We start from the raw sequence: 18,437 nt of genomic DNA, 5'->3' as shown, positions 1-18,437 counted from the left end.
AAAGTTTACGATTAAATTTAAGTATTATTTTTCATCGTTCAAAAACTTCACGATCAATCTAGGCTTGCCTACTGATTCTAGTCTTGAAAAATCGACTAGTTCATAGTCATTTTTTTCAACCCAATTTAGAAGTTTAGAAAGATGGCTTTCACCAATCACAAACGTTGCAAAGTTGGCAAAAATTCTTTGATGTGTAAGGATATGTTTGAATCTTGTTTCCGAATCAAAATGTACTTTTGGATCAAACCCTTTTAATTCATGCATTAAAGTTAGCTCTTTTATTTCTTGGAGAACATTCTTTTCACCTTCTTCCAATGGAAAATCATACAAACCCTGCCAAATATCACCAGCCTCTCTTTGCTTGACAACTACATACTCGCCGCATACTATATATATATAAGTAAAAAATCGTTCTTTCACTTTTACTTTATTGATTTTGACAGGAAGTTGTGAGACCAAGTCATTGTTGTACGCGAAGCAGGATGAATTTAGAGGGCAATCATTGCAGGAGGGATTGTTTGGGGTGCACTGAAGTGAACCAAATTCCATAATTGCCTGATTATATTCGGCAGGATACTTTTTGCTGATATGCTCATTGGCGATTTTTTCGAATTCTCTTTTCCCACCGCTACTTGCAATATCAGTGCTGACCCCAAAGTATCTTGCCAAAACCCTGAACACATTTCCATCAACTACAGCAACAGACTCGTCAAAGGCAAAAGAAGCTATTGCAGCAGCAGTATAAGTTCCCACACCCTTAAGTTTGAGCAATGATTTATAATCATTGGGGAATTTCCCACCATATGTGTTCACGATGTCTTTTGCACAGTAATGGAGATTGCGTGCTCGGCTGTAATAGCCAAGTCCTTGCCACAGTCGCATGACTTCTTCGGATGGAGCTTTGGCTAAATCCTCTACTTTTGGAAAATTTTCGAGAAATTTTTCAAAATAAGGCAATCCTTGAGCCACTCGAGTTTGTTGAAGTATTACTTCAGACAACCAAATGATATATGGGTCTTTGGTGTTTCTCCATGGCAAATCCCTTTTGTGAAGACCATACCAGTCCAATAAAATAGAGGCAAAATGATTGTTATTCAAAACATTGAAATTTTTATTAATAATATTTCGTTAAACAAATGAAGCTAATTTTGGTCAAATTGTTTTTATATTGAAATGCTTCTTGTAAATTTGCAGTCCCAAAATTAGTTGGTTAATAGGTTGTTAAGCTTATTCGATAATAATTTAAAATAATTAGAACGTGACTAAAGCAGAAGTAATTACCAAGATTTCCGAGAAAACTGGAATCCAGAAAGATGATGTGACTCAAACGATTGAGGCATTTTTCAAAGTTGTCAAAGATTCCATGGCAGAGGGAGACAATATTTATGTGAGAGGATTTGGCAGCTTCATAAACAAGAAGAGAGCTAAAAAAATCGCCCGTAATATTTCTAAAAACACTGCGATTGTAATCGACGAACATTATGTACCGGCATTCAAGCCATCCAAAGTGTTTATTGAGAAAATCAAGAGTAGCAAAAAAATTAAAGAGTTAGCTCCTCAGGAATAGTCCTGAGGACTATTTTTCCTTATGAAGAAATCTCAAATCATAGCCATCGTCGTTGGAATTGTCGCTGTAGCAATTCTATTTTCACTTCCAAGAGTTGTGGTGGATAATGAAGAGGGAGGTGCTCAAATCACCGAATCCGAACAATCAGAGCCAAACAATCAAGCTGGGATGCATGAGGCTGAAGTGGATGAATCCATCAAGTCAGACATCAACTCTCTCTTGGCAAAGTTGGAAACGGAAGATAATAAGGAAAAATTTGTTACCTTCGCAGACTCTATTGCTTCACTCTATTATCAGGCGAGTAAATATGACAGTGCAGCGTTCTATTACGAACGTGCCTTGGAAAAGACAAACGAGCTAGAGAGAGTAGAAAAAACAGGGAATGCGTACTATGAAGCGTACACATTCGCTTTGGACGAGAAGAAAATAGCTACATTGGCTGAAAAGACAAGAAGTTATCTGAATCAAGTTTTGGAAAAAGATCCAAAACGCCTTGATTTGAAAACTAAAGTGGCCATGACTTACGTGTCTTCTTCCAATCCTATGCAGGGTATTACCATGCTGAGGGAAATATTGGAAGCAGATCCTAAAAATGAAGATGCCTTATTTAATATGGGAGCACTTTCTATGCAGTCCGGTCAATATAATAGAGCAGCTGAAAGATTTGAGGAGTTGGTTCAATACCATCCTGACAATCTTCAGGGGCAATTTTATTTAGCTGTAAGTTATTTCGAATCAAAGCAAACTAATAAATCAAAAAGGCAGTTTGAGAAAGTGAAAGGTATGACAACAGATCAGATGATCTTGTCTAGTATCGATAGCTACCTCGAAAGGCTATAAATAATTGTTCAACTTAAATCTTTAAAACTATGCCTTGCGGTAAAAAAAGAAAGAGACATAAGATCGCTACGCACAAGCGTAAGAAGAGACTTAGAAAAAACAGACATAAGAAGAAGTAATTAATTACTTCTTCTTTTTGAGTTTTTACAGTAAACGTTCATTCACATAAACAGAGACACGATTTGAGCACAGAATTAGTAATCGATTCTGCTCAAAGCGGTAGTCGTATCGCTCTTTTAAAAGACAAAAGCCTGGTAGAACTCCATTCCGATGGAGAAGATAATCAGTTCAAAGTCGGTGATATTTATCTTGGAACGGTTCGGAAAATCGTCAATGGGCTCAATGCAGCATTCATTGATGTAGGTTATGAAAAAGATGCCTTCCTGCATTATCAGGATCTTGGCCCTCAGATCAATAGCCTTAACAAATTTTCGAAATTGGCCAAAAACGGTAACTACACCAGTTACAATTTAAAAGGGTTTGACCTAGAGCCTGATATAGAAAAGCTTGGAAAAATTTCCAATGTCCTTCCTAAAAACAACCAAATATTGGTTCAGGTTGTAAAAGAGCCTATCTCAACGAAAGGCCCTCGACTATCCTGTGAGCTCTCCATTGCCGGTCGCTATTTGGTATTGGTACCATTTTCCAACACTGTCAACGTATCCAAAAAGATCCGTAGTGCAGACGAAAGAAAAAGGCTGGTACGCTTAATTACTTCCATCAAACCAGCCAATTTTGGCGTGATTATCAGAACAGTAGCCGAAGGTCAGTCAGTCACAGAACTTGACAAAGACCTAAGGAATCTGGTAAGCACTTGGGAAGATGGTATGAAAAAGCTTCCAAAAGCAAAACCAAAAGACAAGGTAATCGGAGAAATGAGCATGGCATCCTCTATCATAAGAGACCTGCTCAACGAATCATTCGATGCAATCACAGTAGAGGATGAATTGATCTACGATCAGATCAGATCTTATATCAGATCTATCGCTCCTGAAAAGGAAAAAATAGTGAAGCTTCACAATGGTAAAGCTAAGCTCTTTGAAAATTTTGGAATAGAAAAGCAAATCAAAAGCTTGTTTGGTCAGACGATAAGTCTTCCCCAAGGTGGTTATGTTATTATTGAACATACCGAAGCCCTGCACGTCATCGACGTCAACAGTGGGAATAAATCCAACCAAGAAAGCGATCAGGAAACTACGGCATTGAAGACCAACCTGGTGGCTGCCAAAGAAATTGCTAGACAATTGCGCCTTCGAGACATGGGAGGCATCATCGTCATTGACTTTATAGATATGAAAAGAGCCGAGAATAAGAAGGCGATCTATGATGCAATGAAAGATGAGATGAAAGATGACAGGTCCAAAAACACGGTGCTGCCATTGACCAAATTTGGTCTGATGCAGATCACTAGACAGCGTGTAAGACCTGAAGTCAACATTGTCACTAAAGAAACTTGCCCTTCATGTAACGGAACGGGCAAAATCCAGGCCTCCATATTGGTGGCGGATAAACTGGAGAAAGACCTAGAGCATATGGCTACTATCCAAAATATTTCAAATATCCAGATTGGATTACACCCATACCTTCATGCCTTCTTTACGAATGGCATCATATCACAAAGGGTAAGGTGGTTTTTCAAATATTTCAAATGGGTAAAATTGATCAAAGATTCATCACTTCCAGTGACGGAGTACAGATTCCTGGACAATTCAGGAGAAGAAATAGAACTAAACGTAAAAAGCGAGACTGAATAGTCTCGCTTTTTTTGGTTTAATAGTCTTTGCATTTCAAACATTTCCAAAGTTTTTGAACTTTAGAAATGTTTAGCTAATATGAAGCACTGTTCACCTGGACAAAAGGATGAATTCGGATTAGAAAGAAATCATGAGCATCCACAATGTTGCACGTTGGCTCAGAAGAGGTACTATGTGTTGATTCTCGTCACCAGACAACTGTCAACAGAAGCTCAAATCATTTATCAAACATTCTATTGATTGGCTACGTGCAAACAAACGGATACACATAAAAGAAATTAACTTACTAAGCTTTAATGAATCAAAAATACTATTTAATAATTCCTGCCTATTTATTTTTTATATCATGTAACTACTCAGGTTCGAACCAAATCTTAAGTCAAAACCAAGATGATGAAACTTTTGAGATAGTTGTCAATGAAAGCCAAAATTTTGCATGGCCATCAGATTTGGTGGTTGATGATGTCGTTTATTTACAGACTAATAAAGAAACGCTTATCTCAAAATTGGGCAAATTGGTAATTTCTCCTGATAGGAGTAGGTACATTGTTGTGGATAAACAATTGAAGAAAATTTTAATTTTTGATCAATTAGGGAATAACATAAAAGTATTTGACAAAAAAGGCCCTGCACCTGATGAATATTTACATTTTCGAGACGTTCATATAAATTTTCAAACTGAAACTATTGAAATTCTTGAATATCGAAATATACAGGTTTACAGTTTGCAAACTTTTGAACATCTAAAAACCATTTCGTTATTAAATATAAAAGGAGATATTAATTATAATAATTTAGCATCTATTGACACCATTTATTATTTGTGGACACCCATTACAGCAAACCAAAGGTTGGATTTGATTGAAATGTCCGAATACAATAAATATCACTTAATCAAAAAAGATGGTGATGACATCGAGTATTTTACTCAATATCAACACGGTGTTGTGCTTGATGATAAGTTTTATCCTTCCAATGTGGATGGCGAATTCAATATTTCTCCAATTTTAGGCAGTAATACCATCTATCGCCTAACAAAAGATGGAATGTTTCCAAAAATTAGTTTCCCTTTTGCTTCAAACAATCCGCCTCAGGAAGATTTAGAAAATTATATAGGAAATGAAGTTGAATTCGGATATTCAAAATACTTCAAACATATTTCCAATATAAGAGAAACCAATCAGCATATTTATTTTACTTATACTGGAAATGGCGTTGGTTACCATTTGCTCTTTGATTCTAAGAATAAAAAAATAATCTCTACAGGAAAATTAAAAGATTTTAGGGTTCAGATGATAGCTTCTGATTCCAAGTATTTTTATTGTTCTATCTCACCAAATGTCTATCAAAAGCTCAAAAATGAAGGATCATCATTTGATAACCATCCGCTTCTCAAGCATGTTGATACCAGTAAATTTGAGAGTGAGGATAATCCAATAATTATAAAGTTTCATATTCCGGTGGACACTGAAAATTAGGTGTCACAAGATGCTTCGGAGTAGAGTTGTCCAGAATTAGAACTGGAGAAAGTGTCACATAGAGGTGTTTAACCTCGTTGTCATTGTATGGTTAACTCAGCTCTCACTAGGCCTAAACTTCTCCTGCAATCCCCTCAAAAAATTTCTCAATACTTGATCTTTACATGGTCTGTATTGGCTTTGTTCAGGTTTTCTGAATAGGGCACTGAGTTCATGCTTACCAAACCTGAAACCAATCAAATCCAATGTATCCAAGATTTCTTCATCTTTCATATTCATAGCAATCTTCAGTTTCCTGAAAATTGCGTTGTTGTTAAGTTTTTTCTCAGGCAAGGGCTGTTCTCCATCTTTTTTTCCTCGGTTTTTGACAATCAAACCATTCAGAAATGCAGCTAGATCTTTGTCATAAATGGGTTTACTTTCAGGATCATCTTCTTTTTTGAGCCAATCACTTACTTCTGGTCTGCCAACTTCCAACGTTCCCAATCCAAAAATTGAAATCATTTCGTCATCCGAAAAATCAAAAGTATAGCGCAGGCTTCTTAATATATCGTTGTTTGTCATGTATGCTTTTATTTGGGAATATTTTGAATTATAGAGATAAAAAACCTTTCAGGTTTCATTTAGCTTATTGTAATAACTAATTGATTGTCAATAAAACCTGAAAGGTTTGAGGATTTTTGTTGCTTTTAAAATAGCAAAAATCCAATTCCTATTTCACTCTGTAGCTTAATCTCATTGTGATGGAAGCTGTTTTTTCTTTTGAGCTTGTATTGAATGTGCCTCCCCAAGAATAATCTTCTGCCGAATTTTGACCTGTGATCTGAAAGATTCCCATATTAGCAGATATCAATTGTCCCAGTTTTGATCCAGAATTCTCAGCGATACGTTCAGCTCTTAGCCTTGCATCTTCTGTAGCTTTGGAGATCATTTCTATTTTGAGGCTTTCCAGCTTTGTGTAATAGTATCTAGGAGGCTGAGAATAAAATTTGACACCCTGAAGAAGAAGCTCTGTGATTTCTCTGGAGATTTGCTCGACTTTATCGACTTCGCTGGACTCGATCTGTATAGATTGATCCAATTGATATCCCAAAAAGGTACGGCCCATAAAATTCCCATTGCTGTTGTAATTCTGCTGGTATTGCGGGTTGGTATTGACAGCTTTGAAAATGATCTGTTCCTTTGGAATTCCTTTGTTGACTAGATAATCTGTGACTGCTTTTCGGTCTTTTTCCAAATCAGCATAAGCATCCTTGATTTCATAGCTTTCTCTGCTAAAATTCCCTTCCCACACAACCAAATCAGAAGAGAAATTCTGCTCTCCCAAACCAGTGACATCCACTGTACCTGATTTTTTGTTTCTGTTGACAATTGAATTGCCTAATATTGCGGCCGAAATGATGATAGCCAATGCAAAAATGGCGGCTGTTAGATGCTGTTTCATAGATGTATGTTAAATACCTCGAGGTTCTTTCTAATAGACCTGAAAGGTTTTTTGTTAATAAAATTGATCCTGTAAATTTGAATATCAAACTTGACAGGTCTCGCCCCTTAGTGAAGCAGTATAGAAACTTTTATTCAAATTTAAAGATAATATTATGGATTTATAGGACTTTCATGCGATATACCTGATCTTTTTTATTTAGCAAATCGATCAAAAAGCCATTTACTACAGCATATTTTAAACTGCCATTTTCCTCCAGAAAGAAATTTGGATTGCCTCCAGTTTTGATACCAAATGGAATCTGGTCTTTTTTTGACAAAATCAAAATCGGTAGATTATACAGTTCATTATCATTAATGTCTTCAACTCGCACGGCTAAATATCCCTTTTGCAACAATTCCAAGGTTTTTTCTTCTGTGATATCTTCAGTTTTGGAAAATGGCGTTTCAAAAATTTTTCCTTCGACTACATTCAATCCGCTTGCATCCAAAGTTTCATAGCCATAAAAAACACACAGATCACCCAAGTCATCGATGCTCCCATTGTTGTAATATCCTTCACTCGTTTCATATTCTCTTCTTCTAATCCCCATGTCAACTTGATGTGGATAGTCAGATTGGCTCAAACTCAAGTTTTTAATGATCAAGTCCATTAGCTTCAGGTCATTGTCAGGAATTGAGAAATAATCTTCAAGCTCGTAATTTTTGTATGCTTCGTCCGCAATTTCTGTCAACGCGTGAAGCAGTAGCATAAAATTCAATTTCCGGATTTCCTGCTTCTCAGGGTCATTTGCCATGCCGCCCGATTCTATCAAAATTGTGCTTGTGCCCCATTTTTGGAAATTATCCCCAAAGGCTCTGGGTTCAAAAGCATCATCATATTTTCCAACTTGCCCTGGGATCACTTCCTGCAAAAGGTTATTGATGCCAACAATTACTTGCATTGCTTTTTCCCTAACATCATTTACTTCTGTATTAAAGTTGTAGGCAGGAGCCAAAACTGATATACTGGCTGGTTTTTCTGTTTGGGATACGTTGTAATATATCTGTTGATCATGTAAGTTGAATCCAAAGTGTGGAGAGAAAGTATCCCTTGCATTTTTCAGGATTTTGGACTCCGGAGAGGTGAGAGAAGCAGCATCCCGATTGAGGTCAATATCTAGCGTATTTCTTCTTTTCCATTGGTTCATTCCATCTGGATTCACCACCGGAATTATCCTTAACGTGATTTTTGACAATATTTTTTCCCTTACTGCTGTGAAAGCATCTTCTTTTCCTTCCATAAAATTCATCAGGTCGAAGAGCGCCATGGTTGCTGTACTTTCATTTCCATGCATTTGTGACCAAAGCATTACTTTGGTGTCTCCTTTGCCAGTAGTCAATTGATAAATCGGTCTGTTTTCAACTGATTTACCGATCTCTTCAAATTGAAAAAGAGGCGCTCTCTTTGTGATCAAATCTGTGATTGATTCATATTTAAATCTTCTTTGATTGAGCTCTTTTTGTCTGAATTGTTCATATGCTACTTCTAAATTGCTGACGTCGATATTTGTCGTATTTTCTACCTTGCTACTACATGCCAAAACAAAAATCAGCATTGTAATTTTCAGTGTATTTTTTAAAGTGTTCATAAGTGAATGATTATCTTTAGCTAAATTTAGCTAAAAATTAATTATCCCATACTTCAAATATTGAACCCATGAAATTATCTTTTTTTATAAGAGACCTTGAGCTCAAGCATACCTTTACCATCGCGCATCAGAGTAGAGATGTGCAAGATACCGTCATTGTGAAGCTTGAGCACGAAGGCCTTTATGGCTTGGGTGAGACGACGACCAATCCTTTTTATGGAATGACGCAGGAGAATATTTGCGAGTCACTAGAAAATGCAAGGGATTTAGTGGAAAATGGAAAGTGGGAAACGCCTCAAGAACTTTGGGAATTATGTAAAAGTATTTTTGAAGTTAATCCTTTTGCCCAGTGTGCTTTGGATATGGCTGCTTGGGATATTTTTACCAAGAAAAAGGGAAGAAAACTATACGAATACTTAAACTTGAACCCAAAAGATATTCCCTTGACCAATTTCACCATAGGGATAGATTCGGTTGAGAAGATGGTCGAAAAGATGAAGGAGGTTGATTGGCCTTTGTATAAAATCAAACTTGGGACTCCACATGATATGGAGATCATCAGGGAGCTTAGAAAGCATACTGATTCTCCCTTTAGGATAGATGCAAATTGTGCTTGGACTGCAGAACAAGCCATCTTGTTTTCTGAAGAACTGAAAAGGTTGAATGTGGAGTTTATGGAGCAGCCTTTGGGCAAAGATGATTTGGAAGGAATGAAGGAAGTGTATAAATACAGCAAATTGCCTGTAATCGCAGATGAAAGTTGCATTGTGGAGTCTGATGTGAAAAAATGCCATGGGCTATTTCATGGAATCAATGTGAAGTTGGTAAAAGCTGGAGGAATTACTCCTGGATTAAGAATGATTGCAGAAGCAAAAAAATTGGGAATGAAAACAATGGTAGGCTGCATGACCGAATCTTCGGTCGGCATCACTGCAATTGCCCATATTGCTCCGCTGTTGGATTATGTTGATATGGATGGAGCCATGCTTTTGAAAAAGGATATTGCAAGAGGGGTTGTGATCACTTCGGATTCTATAGTTTTTCCTGATGGGAATGGGATTGGAGCAGAGATGGTGGGTTAATAATAGTGGATTGTTAGCTTTGGATATTTAGGCTTTATTTTGAAATTCTGTTAAAAGTGTGAATAACTTTAGGAGTATTTTCCTTTGAAAAAAATACTTGGTCTCGAACTTTTATTCATATATTTATGTACTTTATTGTGTACACAAAAATATGAGGTTATGATAGTTATTAATTCTAGGGAATTTCGGGAAAATCAAAAGAAGTATTTCGATTTAGTAGATCAAAATGAGCGAGTAGTCATCAAAAGAAAAGATAAATCGTATGAATTGACTTCTAAAATAAAAAATGATAGATTCTTTGATGATCCCAAAATCAAAGAGAGAATTGAAAAGAGTTTGAAATCTCTTGAAGAAGGAAAGGGAGTTAAGTTGAGTGATCAGGAGCTTAAGGATTTATTTGGATTATGACCTACGAAATCATTTTTTCACCTGAGGCTATAGAAGATATTAAAAAGCTCAAAAAAGCAGGAAATGTTACGCTTTTAAAAAAGCTTTACCATTTGATTGAGGAGTTGAAAATACATCCAGAAACTGGCACTGGTAAACCAGAAAAGCTTAAGCATAGTAAATCGGGCCTTTGGTCTAGAAGGATTAATCAGGTTCATCGTCTAGTATATAGGATAGATGGGAAAAAAATCTCAGTAAGTATAATTGGCGCTTATGGACATTATTTTTAAGCTATTAACTAGAAAATGAAACTTTACCAACAAGAAATTCAGCTAAAAAGTTATCCAAGAGGATATCATTTGATCACCGAGATTGTGGAAAATGGAATTCCAGCAATCAGTCAAATACAGGCAGGAGTGCTTCAGGTATTTATTAAACATACTTCAGCTGGTCTGACTATCAATGAAAATGCTGATCCTACTGTCAGAAGGGACTTTGAAACCTTTATCAATGAGTTAGTTCCGGATAGTTATCCACGATTTATCCACACTTATGAAGCGTCAGATGATATGCCTGCGCACTTAAAAAGCAGTTTTTTGGGAAATAGTCTTCAAATACCTATAACTGGTGGAAAACTTAACCTCGGAATTTGGCAAGGAATTTATCTTTGTGAATTCAGAAATCATGGTGGCCCCAGAGAGCTTGTTTTGACAGCTTTTGGGATTTGATTATAATGTTAAAGTATAGATAATCGATTTGCCAGTGCTTGAGTAGGTTCCCTTTTCTACAGAATCAAACGCTGTGTCGTTGAGCTTGATTGACTTTGCAGGATAAAATGAAGGATCTAAATGTATTTCCCAATCTCCATTCTCTTGTTTGACTTCAATTAGAATCTCGTTACCTTCTTTTTTGAAATCCATAGAAATACTGTTTTCGGCCATAATTACATTTTCGATTTTGGCTGAATTCCAAGAACTTGGCATTTGAGGTTTGATGTGGACAACTTTGTTTTGAGCATCCGGATTTATCCCAAAAAACTGTGTCACCAAAGGAACCGCATAGCTGTAGAGATTCCAAGCCTGTGCCATCATTCCATAGTCGGGCGATACTTCATAGATCGAACCAGGGAGTGCAAATCCGAAGGATTTGGTCATTCTTTGTAAGTAACCCAAAGCTTCATCAGGTCTTCCATAGTTGTTCTCTGCAATAGCTTGGACACCTGTTGGCAAAGTCATCACTGCGCCAGTGTATGAAAAGACTTTACTCCCTTCAAATTTTCCATCAGCAGATTCGGAGGCTTCATCTCGATCTATTCCGGTAACGAACACCCCAAAAGGATTTACGAATTTGCTTCCCTTGTTTAGTGCTTTGATTGCCTTTTCTTCTTCTGCTATTCCCATTTCCATAGGTGTATTGACCACCCAGTTATGGAAGAGAACAAATCCTTGCTTTTTGTTCCTTGGATATGTGGATAACCTCTGTTTAGTTGCTTTCAGCTCCTCTACCGCCCAAGGCTTTTGAAGTGTATCGGCTCTTACAATTGCCGCATCTATCAAATGCAGTGCCTCAGATGTAGTACCAATGAAATCTGCGTAAGCGTTGTATTCCTCAACCCAAAATTCCTTATTGATTTTTTCTTTCAGCAAATCAGCTGTATGTTGATAACTCTCAGCCTGTTCTGTTTCACCCATGATTTTCGCCATCTTAGCAGCATCAGCAAAGGCCTTTTGGGTGTAAACAGCCACATCGATCATCTCCGACTCAAGTCCATGGATTTCCATCATTCCATATCCATCAGGGAAAAGATTGCCATCCTGATCATTTTCTTCCATTAGCCATTTCAAACCTTTCTTAATGAAAGGGTAATATTTTTTCAAAAACTCTTTGTCCCCAGTCCATTGGTAAACCCAATATATCAAGGATGCGAACTGCGGAGTTTCATTGATGTTTCCAGGGTTGAAAATCACACCATTGGAACTTACTTCATGGATGATTTTGCCGTTCCCATTTGTTTCAGATAGTTTGTGGATAAGTTCGATCGTGCTATAGACCAAATCTTTTCTGCCCGTCGCAATTGCACCTTTGAGCGTATATTCATTGTCCACACCAAACCACCATGGGTAATCCGGCATTCCTGCTCCCAAGCCTCTTCCTATCTCTGGGACATCTCTGACCAACCATTCTGTATTATATTTGATCCATTCAAAAGCCAATTCAAGTTCTTTGTCTGGAATGGTTACTCTTGATTTGGAGGCAATTTTCTCATAATGTTCGATTTTTTCCTTCAAATATGTGTCCGCATGCTTTGACAAAAGATCGTAGGTTTTTTCCACAGAATCTTGATCTTTGTATGAACCAGCTATAAAAAATCGGAGGGTATTGACCTTTCCAGGCTTTACCGTAATTGTATATTTGAGATTGGCCGACACACCATTGCCTTGTGGTTCATATAGGCAAGAAATGTCGATCCCCTCATCTTCAGTTCCAGCTTGATTTGAACCGAAGAGTACATACCAATCATTTGAAGCATCTTTTCCCCTCCACGCTTTCCGTGATTCATCAAAAGTTAAGTTATCCACATCATCGATCATTCCTGCCCTATCACCAAGCCAAACAGGCATTAAGTCAGTATGCCCTGTGAAATTGAAATCAAATGACTTTTTTTCATCTCCTTTATTGGTAAATGAAAACTCGATAACCATTCCTTCTATTCCCTCAGGAACAAACTGGAATCTCTGAACTTCTAGTTCGGGGATTGAAGATGAAAAAATATGCTTATTGCCAAAAGGGTAATTTATGAATTGATCAGCTCTATCAAGGCAATATGAGCTTCCCTCAATCTGAATAGAATTTGTAAAACCGTCCATCAATTTGATTGGGTGATTCCAAATTCCTCCCATTTCTCCTTCAACATGCCATCCCAAATCAGGAAAAGTCCCATCTTGATGGCCAACCATATAAACCCGGTCCCCAGCTGTCACATAGGGGGAGTTGAGATATTCTTTTTTGCCACTTAGATTTGAATGATCAGTATAAAGGTCTTGGAAATTTACTCTAGGCGGTTCGGATTTGCATCCGAATAACAAAATACCTAAAAAAATGAAGTAAGGATTACTTAGGGTTAATTTATTCATAAGGAAAGATATCAAACTTAACAATAAATGTAAGTCTTACGCCTCAATTATCATACTTTATCATTTCAATTTTACAGTTGAATTAACAATTTGATCTCTGCATTATTGGGAATGATACTTTCAGTTTTGTCTATGCTAAGGGTTGCTTCTATTGCTTAGGATTGTGTAATTGTTTATGAATTGTTATGTAAAAAAATCGGGTAGGATATAATTTAATACTACCGATTTTCAATTTAAAATCGTACCTTTGAGGTATGAAATATGATTTTAATATAGGGCAATTAAGCGAAAATACCTCGCAGCTGCTGCAGTCAGTGCATAAGAAAAAGCAAAGATTGGATATATTCCGTCCAATTCCCCATGCACTGCTAGCCAATATTAGAGAAAACTTGAATGTAGAATGGACTTATAATTCCAATCACATTGAAGGAAATACACTCACACTGCAAGAGACCAGGATGGTGCTTGAAGATGGGATTACAGTGGGTGGCAAATCATTAAACGAGCATTTGGAAATTGTCAACCACAGAGATGCTATAGACTATGTAGAGTCTTTGGTGTCATCAGATTATAAACTTACTGAAAGAGACGTTTTGGATGTACACGAGTTGGTGCTCAATAAAATCCAAAAGGATTTTGCTGGAAGATTTCGTACGGCTGGTGTTCGTATTGGAGGTGCTAATTTTATACCGCCCAATGCACTAAAAGTGCCTGATTTAATTACTGATCTTATTGACTGGGAGAATACTAGTAAAATGGATATTCTTGAAAAAGTCACTTTGTTTCATCATCGGTTTGTGTGGGTGCATCCTTTTTTTGATGGGAATGGGCGTACGGTTCGGCTGCTAATGAATTTACTGTTAATGAAAGAAGGTTTTCCTCCTGCGGTGATATTGGGTGTGGATAGAAAGCGCTATTACCAAGCTTTGAATCTAGCTAACAATGGCAATTTTGACAAGCTGCTATTTCTAATTGTGCAAGCTGTCGATAGGTCGCTTACCATCTATTTAAACAGTTTGGAGGATACTACAGGTGATTTTGATGCCATTTCCAATATAGTAAAAGAGCCTGAAGTGCCTTATGGACAGGAATACATCAGTCTGCTGGCACGCCAGGGAAAAATAGAAGCGTACAAAGAGGGTCGTGTGTGGTATACCTCCAAAAAATCAGTTCAAAATTACCTAAAAGATAAAAAAGGGAAGATTTAAGATTTCTTCCCTTTTTAATTTTCATTAATCTTCCCAGCCCCAAGGAGTTGGTGGAGTATCAACTTCTTTGGTCAAGTCAAACTTTACATTTATTGAAGAGTCGTTGTTGATTCTTCTTAAGTTGTAAGAAAATGTAGTGTCGTCTAAAGTTATCCACCAAATATTTGTTGCTGCATAAGGGATCAAGCTTGTAGTCTCTTGGTCGGCAGGGAAAAATTGAACCTTCGACATGCCTGTATTGCTGCTTGTTCCTCCATATTGAGTTACTCTGTCTTCTGTACCGTCTTCATGCCTGTGATCATGTTTCAGCTTGATTACGTCTCCTTCTTCCATTGTCAAAACCCATGTTCTAGAATGATCATCTCCTACATGAAATGGGATTGTGATTTTGCCATCTTCGCAGGTTCTCACATGCATCACTAATTTTTTACCATAGAATTGATCATTTTCTGAAGCATTGATCATTTCTCCTTCAAAGGATTTTCCACATAGTTTGGTCAAATTTTCCCAAAACGCCAAAGAGCCTTTTCCTTGTTCCGTTTGTGGTCTCTGGGCTAGCAGGTTCGTAGAAATAAGAGTCAAGAAAATAAATACTAGTTTCTTCATTTTATGGCTGTTTGCATTTAAATTGGTTACAATGTAAAATTTATTCTTGTAGAGATATATATTACAGGAAAAGTTTACGGGTATCAAGTAAGGGAAAATATTTTGAATTACCCAAACACTTTATTTGAACAGCTTGTTACTAATCTAATGAAGTACAAGCGTACATTAGTTTGGTTTAGGAATGACTTAAGGCTGCATGATAATGTAGCCTTATTTTCCGCTATAGAAAAATCCGAAGAGATTATTCCAGTTTACTGCTTTGATCCAAGGCAATTTAGGATACTTGATTTAGGCTTTCCAAAAACCGGAAGCCATCAATCAGAATTTTTAATTCAAGCTGTGGATAACTTGAGAAAAAATCTTCAGGAACTAGGCTCAAATCTTTTGATTTTGAATGGAAGACCAGAAGATTTAATCCCTGAAATCACTAAGGAATATCAAATTGATGCTGTTTATTTCTCTGAAGAAGTAACATCTGAAGAGATAGCAGTAGAAAAAGCGCTAGAATCCTCGCTATGGAAAATTGGCATTGAGGCAATTACCTTTTGGCAAAGTACTTTATTTCATTTAGACGATTTGCCGTTTCCGATTAATCAAACACCGGAAGTATTTACTCAATTTAGAAAAGAATGTGAGAAATTTTCGGAGGTTAGAAAGCCCTTATCTGCACCAGAAGTTGTCAATTCACCTAAAATAAACTGGGGAGATTTCCCTGATCTTTCGAGTTATGGAATTGGTAAAGTGCCTGTTTCTCTCCGTGCAGTAATGGAATTCAAAGGGGGCGAGGATGCAGGTATGGCTAGGATAGATTCTTATTTTTGGGAGAAAGATTGTCTGAAAACATATAAAGAGACCCGAAATGGTTTATTGGGTGCAGACTATAGCAGCAAGTTTTCGCCTTGGCTTGCTTTAGGTTGTATTTCCCCGAGATTTATTTTCGAAGAAGTTAAAAAGTATGAAAGTGAGCGAAAGAAAAACCAATCGACATATTGGATGATCTTTGAGTTGATTTGGAGGGATTACTTTAGATTTATTGCAAAGAAGCATGGACGAAAGATATTTTTGGTTTCTGGAATCAAAGATAATGTGGATAACTGGGTGAGAAATGAACAACTTTTTTGGAAATGGGCAGAAGGGAAAACGGGCATTCCATTTATAGATGCCAATATGCGTGAATTGAATGAGACTGGCTTCATGTCCAATAGAGGAAGACAAAATGTTGCCTCATTTCTAGTCAATGATCTCAACATTGACTGGCGCTGGGGGGCAGCGTATTTTGAAAGCCAACTGATAGATTATGATGTCTGTTCCAATTGGGGTAATTGGATGTATGTGGCTGGGGTAGGCAATGATCCGAGGGAAAACAGATATTTCAATATCCTCAAGCAAGCGAATAATTATGATCGAAAAGGAGATTATATTAGGCAATGGATTCCAGAGCTTCAAGCCATTCCAGGTTATGATATTCATCAGCCTTTCGAGTTATCCACAAAGCAGCTGAAGGAATATAAGATTTCACTTGGAGGTACTTATCCACATCCGATGGTCAAGATACCGAAGTTTTAGTTTAATTAAATTGCAAAGGAACGCTAGGAAACGCAAAGGGAAGTTGACTCCGACTAAGCGTAGTTTTCTACTACGCTAAAATATCTTTATAGTTTAATAGTATTAAAGTCAGGGTCTTTCCTATGCATAAATTATTGAATAGCGTTGAACAAAATTCGACTCCTTCAGAGTCGTGGGTGTTGTAAATGATATATTCTCCCCCGGTTTCACCGGAGGCTATTGAAAAGTTAAACCCTTTCAGGGTTTTTGATTTGGTTGAAATTGTGTTCATCAGAAATAAATTACTCTCTGCATACAACCGCCCTTCTCTGTTGAGAATTTGTTATTTTACAACATAGAGCCTTTATTTATTATTACCTTCTACTTTGTCAGAAGATAAAATTCTAATATTAATGTTTGCTTTAGATCAATGTATAAAAATAACTTGTCCGCCTCTGTTGGATCGAAAATGAATCAAAGATGTTATTTTTCTAAAATTACTGGAATCATTCCGTATTTTCATCTTTTATTAAGAAATCAAAAATGCTTTGATTATCTCCAAGCATTTCAATTCCTCTTCAAACATTCCCATATGACCCACCTCTTCTAATTCATGGTAAGCAGTTGCGAAAGGCTGGTGAAGTTTGCTTGCTTCAATTTTCACAGCTTGGTCTAGCGTGCCAGCTATCATTAGTTTTGCGCCTGTAAAAGTTTCCCACACTTCAAACCTGTCTTTTCGATCACGCATAGCTTCAATGTAGGCTAATACAGTTTTCTTTGGTGTCATTTTTCCATATTGAATCAAAGTTGCTATTTCACCTTCCAACATTTCTTGATGGTGGGCAGCAAACAAAGGAGGGACAAAGGATTCGATAAATTTCTCCACTCCATGTTTTTTGACAAATGCTATGGTCTTGTTTCTTGTATGTTTTTTCTCTTCATCATCAGCAAATGCTGTGGAGTGAAACAATCCGATTCCTGCAAGTTCTGACCCAAGCAACTCAGCCATAGCTAAAGCAACATAACCTCCTAAGGAATGGCCTATGATGATGGGTTGATTGATTTTGTTTATTTCCATCCAATCATGAAGGGTAACTGCCACTTCTTCAAGATTCAGTTGATCCAAATGCAAAGCAGAGCTACCAAATCCAGGAAGATCAAGGCAGTAAACCGTAAATTCAGTGGATAACTGTGATGAAAAAGTTTTCCACATTTCTTTTGTCTCGCAAAATCCATGTAGAAAGATAATTGGTTTTCCAGTGCCTTGTTTGGTAAATGAGATCATATTGTAAAAATATAAAAGCCTTGCTGAATTTACAGCAAGGCTTCTACTAAAATATCTTCGTCTAATACTTCCCAGTGAATTCCTTCTCCATTTCCGATCAGTCTATATTGATTTAGTTCTTCAGTACTAGCAGATTTGAGTTTTCTAAACCATTCTAATGGTATCCCTATTTCTCTTTCATCATCGAGTAATACATAGAATTTGGTTTTGTCAAACCAGACCTTTTTTGCTAATGGAGATTTATGTATTACCGAAATATTCATACCAAGAGTCAATTAGAACCTCTATATTAATTTCAATCAATTTACTAATTTCTTTTAGTTCTTTTGAATCAAAACCTTTTGATTTTACGTTTTGAATTGGTTTAAGGTTAAACTTTGCAGTTGAATCTCCAGATTCTACATGAATATGAATTGGTTCATGATCATTAGAATAAAAGAAGAATCTTAAACCTCCAATTTTCAAAACCGTGGGCAT

Annotated in this window: 19 protein-coding genes; 10 read left to right on the top strand and 9 right to left on the bottom strand. The window is 36.9% G+C overall.

Translation table 11 applies throughout. The annotated features are described in order from the left end of the window. Positions 1–24: 24 nt before the first annotated feature. Positions 25–1,098, bottom strand: a complete 1,074-nt coding sequence (mutY, locus tag MM236_RS07675) for an A/G-specific adenine glycosylase (RefSeq protein ID WP_241274374.1) — start codon at positions 1,096–1,098, stop codon at positions 25–27. A gap of 160 nt (positions 1,099–1,258) precedes the next feature. Between mutY and MM236_RS07670 the strand changes: the two genes are divergently transcribed. The 4 genes from MM236_RS07670 to MM236_RS07655 all read left to right on the top strand — a co-directional run bounded on the left by MM236_RS07670 (position 1,259) and on the right by MM236_RS07655 (position 5,639). Beyond that, entirely contained in the window at positions 1,259–1,567 is a 309-nt protein-coding gene (locus tag MM236_RS07670; protein ID WP_241274373.1) for an HU family DNA-binding protein, read from the top strand. A 21-nt stretch (positions 1,568–1,588) separates the two neighbouring features. After that, entirely contained in the window at positions 1,589–2,407 is an 819-nt protein-coding gene (locus MM236_RS07665) for a tetratricopeptide repeat protein (protein ID WP_241274372.1), read from the top strand. Between the two features lie 182 nt (positions 2,408–2,589). Further along, positions 2,590–4,161: an Rne/Rng family ribonuclease gene (locus MM236_RS07660; protein ID WP_241274371.1), complete on the top strand. Its 1,572-nt coding sequence runs from the start codon at positions 2,590–2,592 to the stop codon at positions 4,159–4,161. Positions 4,162–4,457: 296 nt separating this feature from the next. Then, positions 4,458–5,639, top strand: coding sequence for a DUF4934 domain-containing protein (locus MM236_RS07655; RefSeq protein ID WP_241274370.1), 1,182 nt, complete (start codon positions 4,458–4,460; stop codon positions 5,637–5,639). A 96-nt stretch (positions 5,640–5,735) separates the two neighbouring features. Here the strand turns inward: MM236_RS07655 and MM236_RS07650 are convergent, their stop codons facing one another. The 3 genes from MM236_RS07650 to MM236_RS07640 all read right to left on the bottom strand — a co-directional run bounded on the left by MM236_RS07650 (position 5,736) and on the right by MM236_RS07640 (position 8,713). Beyond that, positions 5,736–6,203 carry a YehS family protein gene (locus tag MM236_RS07650; protein ID WP_241274369.1) on the bottom strand — a complete coding sequence of 156 codons (468 nt, stop codon included), beginning with the start codon at positions 6,201–6,203 and terminating at the stop codon, positions 5,736–5,738. 148 nt (positions 6,204–6,351) lie between these two features. Beyond that, positions 6,352–7,083, bottom strand: a complete 732-nt coding sequence (locus MM236_RS07645) for an SIMPL domain-containing protein (protein ID WP_241274368.1) — start codon at positions 7,081–7,083, stop codon at positions 6,352–6,354. A gap of 160 nt (positions 7,084–7,243) precedes the next feature. Next, positions 7,244–8,713: a M14 family zinc carboxypeptidase gene (locus MM236_RS07640; protein ID WP_241274367.1), complete on the bottom strand. Its 1,470-nt coding sequence runs from the start codon at positions 8,711–8,713 to the stop codon at positions 7,244–7,246. A 68-nt stretch (positions 8,714–8,781) separates the two neighbouring features. Here MM236_RS07640 and MM236_RS07635 point away from each other — a divergent pair, with 68 nt between their 5' ends. From MM236_RS07635 to MM236_RS07620, 4 genes are all read left to right on the top strand, one after another. Then, positions 8,782–9,795: a dipeptide epimerase gene (locus MM236_RS07635; protein WP_241274366.1), complete on the top strand. Its 1,014-nt coding sequence runs from the start codon at positions 8,782–8,784 to the stop codon at positions 9,793–9,795. 159 nt (positions 9,796–9,954) lie between these two features. Beyond that, positions 9,955–10,203, top strand: a complete 249-nt coding sequence (locus MM236_RS07630; RefSeq protein ID WP_241274365.1) for a type II toxin-antitoxin system Phd/YefM family antitoxin — start codon at positions 9,955–9,957, stop codon at positions 10,201–10,203. Beyond that, positions 10,200–10,472, top strand: a complete 273-nt coding sequence (locus tag MM236_RS07625; RefSeq protein WP_241274364.1) for a Txe/YoeB family addiction module toxin — start codon at positions 10,200–10,202, stop codon at positions 10,470–10,472. Before MM236_RS07630 ends, MM236_RS07625 begins: the two co-directional genes overlap by 4 nt. A gap of 15 nt (positions 10,473–10,487) precedes the next feature. Beyond that, entirely contained in the window at positions 10,488–10,910 is a 423-nt protein-coding gene (locus MM236_RS07620; protein ID WP_241274363.1) for a secondary thiamine-phosphate synthase enzyme YjbQ, read from the top strand. Here the strand turns inward: MM236_RS07620 and MM236_RS07615 are convergent, their stop codons facing one another. Next, the gene (locus MM236_RS07615) at positions 10,911–13,316 is read right to left on the bottom strand and encodes an alpha-L-rhamnosidase-related protein (RefSeq protein ID WP_241274362.1); all 2,406 of its coding nucleotides are present in this window, start codon (positions 13,314–13,316) and stop codon (positions 10,911–10,913) included. 254 nt (positions 13,317–13,570) lie between these two features. Here MM236_RS07615 and MM236_RS07610 point away from each other — a divergent pair, with 254 nt between their 5' ends. Beyond that, on the top strand, positions 13,571–14,524 hold the full coding sequence (locus tag MM236_RS07610) for a Fic family protein (RefSeq protein ID WP_241274361.1): 954 nt from the start codon (positions 13,571–13,573) through the stop codon (positions 14,522–14,524). 24 nt (positions 14,525–14,548) lie between these two features. Here MM236_RS07610 and MM236_RS07605 read toward each other — a convergent pair whose 3' ends face one another. Then, a complete protein-coding gene (locus MM236_RS07605; RefSeq protein WP_241274360.1) occupies positions 14,549–15,130 on the bottom strand; it encodes a hypothetical protein in 582 nt (193 codons plus the stop codon). A 147-nt stretch (positions 15,131–15,277) separates the two neighbouring features. On the opposite strand from MM236_RS07605, the gene MM236_RS07600 reads away from it, so the two are divergent. After that, positions 15,278–16,696 carry a DASH family cryptochrome gene (locus MM236_RS07600; protein WP_241274359.1) on the top strand — a complete coding sequence of 473 codons (1,419 nt, stop codon included), beginning with the start codon at positions 15,278–15,280 and terminating at the stop codon, positions 16,694–16,696. Between the two features lie 508 nt (positions 16,697–17,204). On the opposite strand, the gene MM236_RS07595 is transcribed toward MM236_RS07600, so the two are convergent. The 3 genes from MM236_RS07595 to MM236_RS07585 are packed head-to-tail and all read right to left on the bottom strand — an operon-like array spanning position 17,205 to position 18,437. Continuing rightward, positions 17,205–17,960 carry an alpha/beta fold hydrolase gene (locus MM236_RS07595; protein ID WP_241274358.1) on the bottom strand — a complete coding sequence of 252 codons (756 nt, stop codon included), beginning with the start codon at positions 17,958–17,960 and terminating at the stop codon, positions 17,205–17,207. Between the two features lie 29 nt (positions 17,961–17,989). Beyond that, entirely contained in the window at positions 17,990–18,223 is a 234-nt protein-coding gene (locus tag MM236_RS07590) for a DUF2442 domain-containing protein (protein WP_241274357.1), read from the bottom strand. Next, positions 18,201–18,437 carry a DUF4160 domain-containing protein gene (locus MM236_RS07585; protein ID WP_241274356.1) on the bottom strand — a complete coding sequence of 79 codons (237 nt, stop codon included), beginning with the start codon at positions 18,435–18,437 and terminating at the stop codon, positions 18,201–18,203. Before MM236_RS07585 ends, MM236_RS07590 begins: the two co-directional genes overlap by 23 nt.

The organism is Belliella calami, assembly GCF_022549695.1.
Lineage (GTDB): Bacteria > Bacteroidota > Bacteroidia > Cytophagales > Cyclobacteriaceae > Belliella > Belliella calami.
The sequence above is the reverse complement of the archived record's forward strand: the minus strand, read 5'-3'. Positions and strand labels throughout refer to the sequence as shown.